The following is a 10,004-nucleotide window of genomic DNA, read 5'->3' as shown; positions in this document are numbered from 1 at the left end:
GATCAATCCGGACGGCACCATCACCTTCGTGCCGAATGCCAACTTCAACGGCACCACGACGGTCACCTACACGATCAGCGACGGCAACGGCGGCACCTCGACCGCGACCGTCACGATCGGGGTTGCGCCGGTCAATGACGCGCCGGTCGACGGCAATGAAACGGCGATCACCACCGATCAGCCGGTCACCATCGACGTGCTGGCAAATGCGTCCGACCCGGATGGCGATCCGCTGACCGTGATCGAGGCGAGCGCCGATGTCGGCACCGTCACCATCAACCCGGATGGCACCCTCACCTACACGCCGGCGCCGGGCTTCACCGGCACGGCGACGGTCACCTACGTGATCAGCGACGGCAATGGCGGGTTCGTCACCTCGACCGTCACCATCCAGGTCGGCGCCTATATCGGCACCGACGTCAACGCGCTGCTCGAAGGCGATCCGTTCTCGAACGGCTTCGGTCCGTACATCGGCCTCCCGGCGAACGACGATACGCTGGATGGCGGATACGGTTTCGAAGGCGTGCCGCTGATCATCAGCGATACGGTCAATTCGTTCCGCTCGCTGAACTCGCTGCCGCCGCTCTATGGCGAACGGCCGCTGCTCGACAGCGTCAACGGGATCCGTTCGCTAAGCGGGCTCGGCGACCTGTCCGGTGCGGACATGCCGGTGATGCAGGTGGTCGAATATCTCGACAGCCTGCGCGACTATCGCTCCGATATCGACCGCCTGTTCGACCCGCAGCTGGGCGACTTCGTGATCGAGACGCTGACCGGTTTCTCGGTCCGCTCGCTCGAAGCGCAGGAAGCAGGCCTCATGATAGAAAGCGTCTCGCGCGACGACGTGCTCTACGTCGAGATGCGCGACGTCGGGGCGGACAGCGACCCGCGCTTCACCCGCTTCGCAGTGATCGGCGCGGACGGCGCGGCGCTGCCCGACTGGATCCGCGTGGACCAGCGCGGGCTGGCCATCATCGAACGGCCCGTCGGCCTCGACGAACTGCACCTCGTCATCATCGGCTATCGCGAGGACGGCACCCAGGTGCGCGTGCCCGTGGTGATCCAGGGCGAGACCGGCGAAATCCAGCTCGACGGTGCCATTCAGGGCGACAAGCTCTCGCACGCACAGACTCTCGGCAAGGCCACCGCGGATGCCCGCGATGGCGCCACCAACGAACAGCAGCGGCTGCTGGCCGCATTCGGCGAATAACGGAGTGGGCAAGATGAATACGATCAAACTTCTGGGCGGCGTCTCGGTCGCCATGCTGCTGTCGGCCTGTGCCGTCACGCCCGAACCGCTGACTCCCAGCGACCTGTCGGCGACTGCCGAACGGTTGCAGCGCGAAGTCGCCGCGAATCAGGAACCGGTCGCCGGTTCGATCGACCTCTACGAAGCGATGGCGCGCGCGCTGAAGTACAATCTCGACTACAAGGTCGCGATGATGGAGGAGGCGCTCAAGGCGCGTGAGGCCGACCTCAAGACCTACGACATGCTTCCGCAACTGGTCGCCAATGCAGGTTACGCCGGCCGCGCCAATTATTCCGGCGCAAGCTCGCTCTCGCTGATTTCCGGGCGCCAGTCGCTCGAACCGTCGACTTCGGCGGAAAAGGACATCTTCGCGGCCGACCTGTCGCTCAGCTGGGACGTGCTCGATTTCGGCCTGTCGAAAATTCGCGCCGAACAGGCCGCCGACCAGACGCTGATCGCGGAAGAGCGCCGCCGCAAGGTCGCCGGCCGCGTGATCGAGGAAGTCCGGACCGCCTACTGGCGCGCGGTCAGCGCCCAGCGCCTGCTCGACAAGCTCGGCCAGCTCGAAGGTTCGGTTTCCGAAACGCTCAGCAACAGCCAGCGGCTGGCGGAACGCCGCGTTTCGGCTCCGCTGACCGCGCTGACCTACCAGCGCGAACTCATCGACATTCAGGGCAACATCCGTGGCCTCCAGCGCGAGCTTGTCATCGCCAAGGCGCAGCTTGCGGCGCTGATGAACCTCGAGCCCGGAACCCAGTTCGAACTGGTGATGCCCGACCGCGGCGTTGCCATGCCGCAGGTTGGCTACAGCGCTGACGACATGATGCTTTCGGCGCTGCGGAATCGCCCGGAATTGCGGGAGGTCGCCTACCTCCAGCGGATCAACACGAAGGAACTGGATGCCGCCGCGCTTTCCGTCCTGCCGAACCTGCGCGGTTTCATCGGGCTCAATTACGATTCCAACGACTTCCTGTATAACAACGACTGGCTGAACTACGGTGCCCGCGCGAGCTGGAACGTGCTCAACCTGTTCCGCCTTCCGGCCCAGAAGCGTGCCATCAATGCAGAAGGCGACCTCGTGCGGCAGCGCGAGCTGGCGCTGGCGATGGCAGTGATGACGCAGGTGCACGTTGCCCGCGCACAGCTCGGCCACCGGATGCTCGAACTGGAGACGGCGCAGCAGTCGAACGACGTGCAGAACAAGATCCTGCGCCAGATCGACGGCGGATACCGCGCCGGTTCCATGAGCAAGCAGACCATGCTGCGCGAAGAGATGAACACGCTCGTCTCCGAAGTGAAGTACGACATCGCTTACGCCGAGGCGCAGAACGCCTATGCGAACCTCTACGCAGCCATCGGGCTTGATTCTTTCGGCCCGGATGTCACTGGCAGGGAAGATGTCGCCACGCTGGCAAACTCGCTGCGTGGCCTGTGGGATCGCAGGGCCAGCGCGCCGACGGTCGAGTGATAGGAACAACCTTCGATGGACGAGCCTTTCGTCGACGATAACGAAGCGACAACCGACAAGCCCGCCAACTGGAAATGGCTTGCCGGTGGGCTCGGGCTGATCGCGCTGGTGACGGCGGGGTATCTGTTCGCGGCCGGTGCCGACGGCGAAAGCTGGGGCGGTCAGGCGGACGAGGCCGACACCGTTGCCGAAGCCGAAGCGGTCCCCCCGCCGGTCGCCAAGCCGGTCGAGGAACAGAAGCTCGAAGCGCGCGGCGTGCTGCAATCGGCGAACGAGGCGACGATCGCCTCGCGCATCACGGCGCGCATCACGTCCATGCCCTACAAGGTCGGCTCGCGCTTCGGGCGCGGGGCGGTGCTGGCGCAGTTCGACTGCAGCCAGACGACCGCACAGCTGCGCGCCGCCGAAGCGGCCAGCGCGGCTTACCAGAAGACCTACGAAACAAATGTCGAGCTGGACCAGTACGAGGCGATCGGCACCAATGAAGTCGCCGTCTCCAAGGCCAATCTGGGCAAGGCGCAGGCAGAGGCGTCGGCGATCCGCGCATCGCTGAACGACTGCTCCGTCCGCGCGCCGTTCTCCGGCACCGTGGTCGAGGAAATCGCGCATCAGGGCGAAGTCGCGGCCAGCGGCCAGCCGATGATGAAAATCCAGAGCGGCGGCTCACTGGAAGCAGAGCTTATCGTGCCGAGCTCCTGGCTCACCTGGCTCACTCCCGGCGTCAAGTACCGCTTCGTGATCGACGAAACCGGCGAGGAAGTCGTCGGCTCGGTCAAGCGGCTGGGCGCATCCGTCGATCCGGTCAGCAAGACGATCCGTATCACCGGCGACGTCAGCCCCGGCGAAGGACTGGTCCTGCCCGGCATGAGCGGCACCGCCACTTTCGAGAAGCCCAAGCCCGCACCAAAGGAAACGCCCGCCGCCGAAAAGGCGGACAAGCCCGCCAATGGCTAGTCGCCAGCCCAAGGTGACAATCGACGCGGGTCAGGCGGCGACCGCCGCGGGTGCCCCTGCGCCCGATAGCGGACAGGCGGGCGGCACATCGCTCGTCCAGCTGTTGCAGTTCGAAGGCGACATTCGCCGACCGAAAGAGGTGATGGAACTGCTGTTCCTGCTCGCCAACGACACGCGTCGGGTGGTGCCTTACGACCAGCTGTTCATCATGCGCCAGGCGCGCATCGGCTCCGGCTTCGAAGTCGCGGCGGTGTCCAGCCTGCCGACCGTCGATCGCAACTCTCCGCTGATACAGGGCGTGGAGCGCACGCTTGACGAGTTTCTGGCGAAGAACGGCTCGTCTGCTCCGGCCCGCTTGCGCTGCCGTGGCGACGAGAACGATCTCGCGCTGCAGGAATACCCCTTCCCCAACTGGTACTGGCAACCGTTCCACGATGCCGACGGCCAGGTCTTCGGCGGAATGCTGTTCGCGCGCGAAAAGAACTTTGCCGACAATGACGAAGGCCGAATCGCCCGCGTCGGTGAAACAGCAAGCCACGCATGGCGCGCGCTGACGGGCGGCAAGCCCGTGCAGCGGATCCGCAAGCCGACCTCGCGCGAGAAGAAGGCGCTGCTGATCGCGCTCGTCATCGCATTGCTGTTTCCCGTCCGCCTGACCGCCATCGCCCCGGTAGAGGTGGTCGCAGCACGTCCCTTCGCGCTGACCGCACCGATCAACGGCGTCATCTCGCGCGTCGAAGTGGTGCCCAATGCGCCCGTGCGGCAGGGACAGCCGCTGGTGCGCTTCGACGACCTGAAGCTTTCGAACGAAGTCGATATCGCGCGCGAACGTGTCGCCGTCGCCGAAGCGCGCGCCGAACGCGCCAACAGCGAAGCGTTCGACGACCAGTCGCTTGCCCGCGAAATCTCGGTATCGCGCAGCGAACTGGAACTGGCCCGCGCGGACCTCGCCTACGCGCAGCAAATGGCCCAGCGCAGCGCCATTGCCGCACCGCGCAATGGGATGGCGATCTTCTCCGATCGCCGCGATCTCGAAGGGCGCGCGGTGCAGATTGGCGATCCGATCATGCAGATCGCCGATCCCGACGACGTCGTGTTCCGTATCGACCTGCCCGCCAAGGAACAGCTCAGCCTCAAGCCCGGCGGCCCTGTCGAGGTGTTCCTCGATTCCCAGCCGCTGTGGGCGATCAACGCGAAGCTCGAAACCGCCAGCTATCAGGCACGCATGACGCCAGAGGGGGTGATGGCCTTCGCCCTGACCGCGCGCGCGACCGACGGCTCGGCCCGGATCGGATCGCGCGGCACCGCCAAGGTCAGCGGCCGCTGGGTACCGCTGTTCTATTCGCTGCTGCGGCGCCCGATCGCATCGTTCCGGCAGACACTGGGCATCTAGGCCCGTGGCAAGCATCCCCGCCCTTCCCGCAGCGCCCGGTCCCGGCCTTCCCGGCCTGCGGCAGGAGCTGCGCATCGACCGCGGCGAACCCCAGCGTACCGGCGCGCCCAGCTGGACCGTGTTCGATCCGGTCGGCTACAAGTACTACCAGCTCGGCAAGGTCGAATTCCTCATCCTGTCGCACTGGGCCGACGAAACCTTGGCAGACCTCAAGCCCGCTTTAGCTAGCGAGGGATTGTCCGCAACAGAGGCGGAAGACGCCTTCAACGAGGTCATCCAGTTCGCCATGCAGCACAACCTCGTGCTGCGCCCGGCCGAGGACACGGCCCGCGCCTTCACCGCCCAACGCAATGCGATGAAGAAGACCTGGTGGCGCTGGCTGGTGGAAAATTACCTCTTCGTCCGCATCCCGCTGGTGAAGCCCGCAGGCTTTCTCGCGCGGACGCGGCACCGGGTGGACTTCCTGTACACGCCGGCGAGCGCGGTCGTTTTCGCGCTGCTCGCTTTCACGGGCCTATTGCTGGTGGCGAAGCAGTGGGACGCCTTCGTCGCGTCTTTCCTCTACTTCTTCAATCCGCAGGGCTTTGTCGCCTATGTGCTGGGCATCGCCTGCGTGAAGGTGCTGCACGAACTGGGCCACGCCTACACCGCGACCCGATACGGCTGCCGCGTGCCGGCGATGGGTGTCGCCTTCCTGGTGATGATGCCCGTGCTCTACACCGACACCACCGGCGCGTGGCGCATCCGCTCGCGCCGCAAGCGGTTGATGGTCGATTGCGCGGGCATGATGACCGAGATGATGGTGGCCACCATCGCCACGCTCGCATGGGTGTTCCTGCCCGAAGGAACGCTGCGCAGCGTTGCGTTCGTGCTGGCGACGACGAGTTGGGCGATGAGCCTGCTGGTCAACGTCAATCCCTTCATGCGGTTCGATGGCTATTACGTTCTTTCCGACGCGACCAACCTGCCCAACCTCCAGCCGCGTGGCTTCGCTCTGGCGCGCTGGAAGCTGCGCGAATGGCTGTTCGCGCTGGGCGAGCCTGCGCCGGAGGCCCTGCCGCGCCGCACCGTCGCGTGGATGGTCGTCTATGCCTACCTCACCTGGATATACCGCCTGGTGCTGTTCGTCGGCATCGCGCTGCTGGTCTATCATATGTTCTTCAAGGCGCTGGGCATCCTGCTGTTCGTGGTCGAGATCGGCGCCTTCATCGCGCGGCCGGTCTTTCTCGAACTGAAGGAATGGCACGCAAGGCGCGGGACCATCGCGCGTTCGCCCCGTGCGCGGACGCTCGGATTCGTGCTGCTGGCATTGGCAGTTCTGGTTTTGCTGCCGATCGACCGCCACGTCGAGGCACCGGCCGTTCTCGATGCGCGGGTCAATCAGCCACTGGTCGCAGGCGATCCCGCGATCGTGGAGGAAGTCCTCGTCCACAATGGCCAGCGCGTGGCCGCTGGCGCCCCGCTGATGCGGCTGCGCCTGCCGAACGTCGACCAGCAACTCGCCGCCGCGCAGTTGCGCCTCGCGCAGGTTCGCACGCAGGAAGGGCGCGCGACCTCGGATCAGGAGGATCGCGCCAATTTGCAAGTGCTCGGTCGCGAACGGGCCACGCTGGAGGCGGAGATCGCGGGCCTGAACTCGCAACAGGACGGGCTGGTCCTGCGGGCGCCGGTCAGCGGCCTCGTCACCGATATCCCGCGCGAGGTTCGTCCCGGCATATGGGTCTCGGCCCAGCACGAACTGGGCCGCATCGTCACGCCGGGCGACGTCGATGTGCAGGCCTTCGTGGCCGAAGAGGACATCTGGCGCATCGCGCCCGGCGCTGGCGCGATGTTCGTGTCCGACGATGCCGCTTCGCGCTCCACGCGTCTGCGTGTGAGCGAGGTCGCCAGCATTGCGAGCGAGCGGCTTGACCAGCCGATCCTTGCGTCGACGCAGGGCGGCCCGATCGCGGTCGAGGATGGCGGGCGCGATGAAGAGGCTCGCCCGCGCGAACCGGTCTATCGGGTGGGGCTCTCGCCGGTCGCCACCGGCACGGAGCGCCGCGTGGAACACACGACCACGGGCCGGGTCCAGATCGATGCCCGCGCCGCGAGCCCGGCGATGCGGTTCTTCAATCACGTATCCTCGGTGCTGCGCTCGGTCCTCTGACCGGCGGCAGCGGTCGTCATTCCACCGGCTTGCTGGAATCGAGCAGGTCGGGCCTGCCATCACTCGTCGCGGCGCGTTCGCGGGCGACCATGTCGGCGATCTCGTCGCGCGGGGCCACATCCTCCTGCGTGTCGGATGGTGCCGCGGAACGGGGCGCGGGCGCGGGTGAGGCCTGCCCCGCCGACTTGCCCGACGCCTCGATATTCTCGAACGGCAACGGTCCGGTGCGCGGGTCGAAGCGCAGGCGATAGATCGGCTCCGGCAGGCCGAAACCGCCATCCTCCAGCGCCCGCTTCACGTCCGCGATGGTGCGGCTTTTCGCGCGGTACCAGTCGGCATCGCGCTGATCGACCCAGCCCAGGAACTGGATCACGATATTGGAATCGCCCACTTGCACCGTGCGCGCTTCGGGGGCCGGATCGCTCAGCAGATAAGGCAGCGCGGCCATCGTTTCGCGCCCCAGCCGCCGCGCGGCGTCGGGATCGTCATCTGCATCGATACCCAGTTCGAAATCGAACCGGCGGTTGGGGTTGGTGGTGTAATTGAGGATTACCGCCTTGAAGACCTGCGCGTTCGGAATGCGCAGGTGGTTGCCATCCAGCGTCATCAGGATTGTCGCGCGGCTGGTCAGGCGGATCACCCTGCCTTCCCGGTCGTCGATCAGCACATGGTCGTTGGCACGGAACGGCTGGCGCAGCGACAGGAACAGCGAGGCGACGTAATTCTCCACCGTGTCGCGCATCGCGAAACCCAGCGCGAGCCCTATGACGCCCGCCCCGCCCAGCACCGCGCCAAGCAGGGTTCCCGCCCCGATCATGTCGAGACCGACCAGCAGACCGCCGACGACGAAGGCGAAGCGGATCGCGCTGCGAATGAGGTCGGAGAGGAAGCTGTTAGGCGCCAGCCGGTGCCAGATCCCCGCGAAGCTGGCGATGAGGTAACCGAACCCTGCGATGACCAATGCCACCACCAGCGCGGCCAGCGCCAGCGGCGCCATGTCGATCCAGCCGGACACGCGATCCTTGAAACCGCTCAACGCACCAATGCCGCTGTCGACGGAAGTGTCGCGCTCGATGCCGTTCTGCACTGTGACCACACCGGACACGCGCGAGGCGATCTCTTCCGCGCGGGCGATGTCTTCGCGTTCCGGCACGGTGCCGGACAACGACACTACGCCTGCATCGACTTCCAGCGTGACGTCGGCAAGCGCCGGTATCTCGGCAAAGATGCCGCGCAGGCGACCCGCTATGCGGTCGTCCGCGCCCGCGTCCGCTTCGGCGTCGATCGTTGCGGAAGGTGGCGCGGGCGTCGCTTCCGCTTCCGTATCGGGCGCGGAGGGCAGAAGCGCGTGGGCCGGCCCGGCGGAGAGAATGGCCAGCGCCAGCAGCAGCGCGCTCCACAACCGCATTGTCATTCGCCCGCAATCCTCATGCCGTCGATCCGCAAGGTCGGTACCGCGAGCGCTTTCCATGTTTCGAGATCGTCCGCCGGGACGAGCGCCGCGAACATATCGATAAGATTACCGGCAATGGTGAACTCCGCCACCGGCCCCGCGATCTCGCCGCCACGGATGCGGTAACCCGCCGCACCGCGGCTGTAGTCGCCGGTCACGGAATTGACGCCCTGCCCGATAAGTTCGGTCACGAAGACGCCGTCCTCGATATCGGCCATCAGCTCTTGCCGCGAGACGGTTCCGGGTCGAAGCGTCACGTTGCTGACTCCGATGCCCGCCGCGCCTGCCGATCCGCGCGAGGCGTGGCCGGTGGGCGCGATGCCGAGTTGCTCCGCGGCGGAGAGGTTGGTCAGCCAGCCCGTGGGGGCGCCCGCATCGACGAGCACGCGGTCCGCGGTCGGCAAGCCTTCGCCGTCGAAGGGGCGGGAACGCAGCCCGCGCTTGCGATGGGGTTCCTCGACCACGTGGATGCCACTGTCGAACAGGGTTTCGCCCATGCGTTCGAGCAGGAAGGTGCTGCGCCGCGCTGCTGCCGCCCCGCTCATCGCGCCGATCAGATGGCCTATCAGGCTCGCCCCGATGCGCGTGTCGAAGACGACCGGCATGGAGCCGCTCTTGAGCCGCCCGGAACCGAGCCGCGCGACCGTGCGCCGCGCCGCCTCGCGCCCGATATCGGCGGGCGCAGGCAGATCCTCCCGGTGGCGGGCCGCGCGCTGTTCGTAATCGCGCTGCTTGTCGCTGCCGCTGCCGCCGACGAGGCTGCAACCGATGACGTGGCTAGTTCCCGCCAGTTCGCCGACGAAGCCTTCGCTGGTGGCGATGGCGAGCCGCGCGCTGGAATATTCGCAACCCGCGCCGTCGCTGTTGGTTACGCCTTCGACGGCGCGGCCCGCGTCCTCGGCCTCTTCCGCGGCGGCACGCAATTCCTCCGGCGATGGTTCACGCGGGTCGGCAGCATCGCAATCGGCAAAGGGCGGCTGCGCCAGTTCGTCGGGGCGGGCGAGGCGGGCGTAAGGGTCTTCGGGCGCAGCCCTGGCCATGGCTACGGCGCGCTCCACCACTTCGGCCAGGTCCGCCTGCTGCCCGCTCAAATTGATCGACGCCGTGCGCGTCCCGACAAAGACGCGCAGGCCCAGTTCGTCCTCTTCGGAGCGCGATACGTCCTCCAGCGCTCCCAACCGCACGGAGACGCCCAGCGAGCGCGAGGAATGGGCAACCGCTTCGGCCGCATCGGCCCCTGCCTTGCGGGCGAGGTCGATAAGGCGGGCGCAGGTATCGGTGAGATCGGTGGTTGTCGTCACGGCAGTGGTTTCGTTCATGCCACCGCCCATCGCGCGC

7 protein-coding genes are annotated in these 10,004 nt (G+C 66.6%); 5 read left to right on the top strand and 2 right to left on the bottom strand.

Going from position 1 to position 10,004, the window contains the following annotated elements; all coding sequences use genetic code 11:
- The 5 genes from ACXYN8_RS00470 to ACXYN8_RS00450 form a co-directional block, all read left to right on the top strand.
- On the top strand, positions 1-1,210 hold a 1,210-nt coding region (locus ACXYN8_RS00470), incomplete at its 5' end, for a cadherin-like domain-containing protein (RefSeq protein WP_458887301.1).
- A 13-nt stretch (positions 1,211-1,223) separates the two neighbouring features.
- Positions 1,224-2,717 carry a TolC family protein gene (locus ACXYN8_RS00465; protein WP_458887300.1) on the top strand — a complete coding sequence of 498 codons (1,494 nt, stop codon included), beginning with the start codon at positions 1,224-1,226 and terminating at the stop codon, positions 2,715-2,717.
- Positions 2,718-2,732: 15 nt separating this feature from the next.
- Complete coding sequence (locus ACXYN8_RS00460) at positions 2,733-3,671, top strand: efflux RND transporter periplasmic adaptor subunit (RefSeq protein ID WP_458887299.1); 939 nt, start codon at positions 2,733-2,735, stop codon at positions 3,669-3,671.
- Positions 3,664-5,064 (top strand): efflux RND transporter periplasmic adaptor subunit, encoded by a 1,401-nt coding sequence (locus ACXYN8_RS00455; RefSeq protein WP_458887298.1) that lies wholly within the window; start codon positions 3,664-3,666, stop codon positions 5,062-5,064. The genes ACXYN8_RS00460 and ACXYN8_RS00455 overlap by 8 nt, the downstream gene beginning before the upstream one ends.
- A 4-nt stretch (positions 5,065-5,068) precedes the next feature.
- A complete protein-coding gene (locus ACXYN8_RS00450; protein ID WP_458887297.1) occupies positions 5,069-7,213 on the top strand; it encodes an HlyD family efflux transporter periplasmic adaptor subunit in 2,145 nt (714 codons plus the stop codon).
- Positions 7,214-7,229: 16 nt separating this feature from the next.
- Here the strand turns inward: ACXYN8_RS00450 and ACXYN8_RS00445 are convergent, their stop codons facing one another.
- Together ACXYN8_RS00445 and ACXYN8_RS00440 are read right to left on the bottom strand one after the other, a co-directional pair.
- On the bottom strand, positions 7,230-8,627 hold the full coding sequence (locus tag ACXYN8_RS00445) for a mechanosensitive ion channel domain-containing protein (RefSeq protein ID WP_458887296.1): 1,398 nt from the start codon (positions 8,625-8,627) through the stop codon (positions 7,230-7,232).
- Positions 8,624-9,985 carry a TldD/PmbA family protein gene (locus ACXYN8_RS00440; RefSeq protein ID WP_458887295.1) on the bottom strand — a complete coding sequence of 454 codons (1,362 nt, stop codon included), beginning with the start codon at positions 9,983-9,985 and terminating at the stop codon, positions 8,624-8,626. Before ACXYN8_RS00440 ends, ACXYN8_RS00445 begins: the two co-directional genes overlap by 4 nt.
- Positions 9,986-10,004 lie beyond the last annotated feature (19 nt).

The sequence above is a fragment of the Altererythrobacter sp. CAU 1778 genome, from assembly GCF_054482795.1.
This window is presented reverse-complemented; position numbering and strand designations above follow the sequence as displayed.

Excerpts from the sequence above, each read along its gene's own strand:
- ACXYN8_RS00455 (WP_458887298.1), top strand. The coding sequence starts at position 3,664 with ATGGCTAGTCGCCAGCCCAAGGTGACAATCGACGCGGGTCAGGCGGCG.
- ACXYN8_RS00465 (WP_458887300.1), top strand. The coding sequence starts at position 1,224 with ATGAATACGATCAAACTTCTGGGCGGCGTCTCGGTCGCCATGCTGCTG.
- ACXYN8_RS00445 (WP_458887296.1), bottom strand. The coding sequence starts at position 8,627 with ATGACAATGCGGTTGTGGAGCGCGCTGCTGCTGGCGCTGGCCATTCTC.
- ACXYN8_RS00460 (WP_458887299.1), top strand. The coding sequence starts at position 2,733 with ATGGACGAGCCTTTCGTCGACGATAACGAAGCGACAACCGACAAGCCC.
- ACXYN8_RS00440 (WP_458887295.1), bottom strand. The coding sequence starts at position 9,985 with ATGAACGAAACCACTGCCGTGACGACAACCACCGATCTCACCGATACC.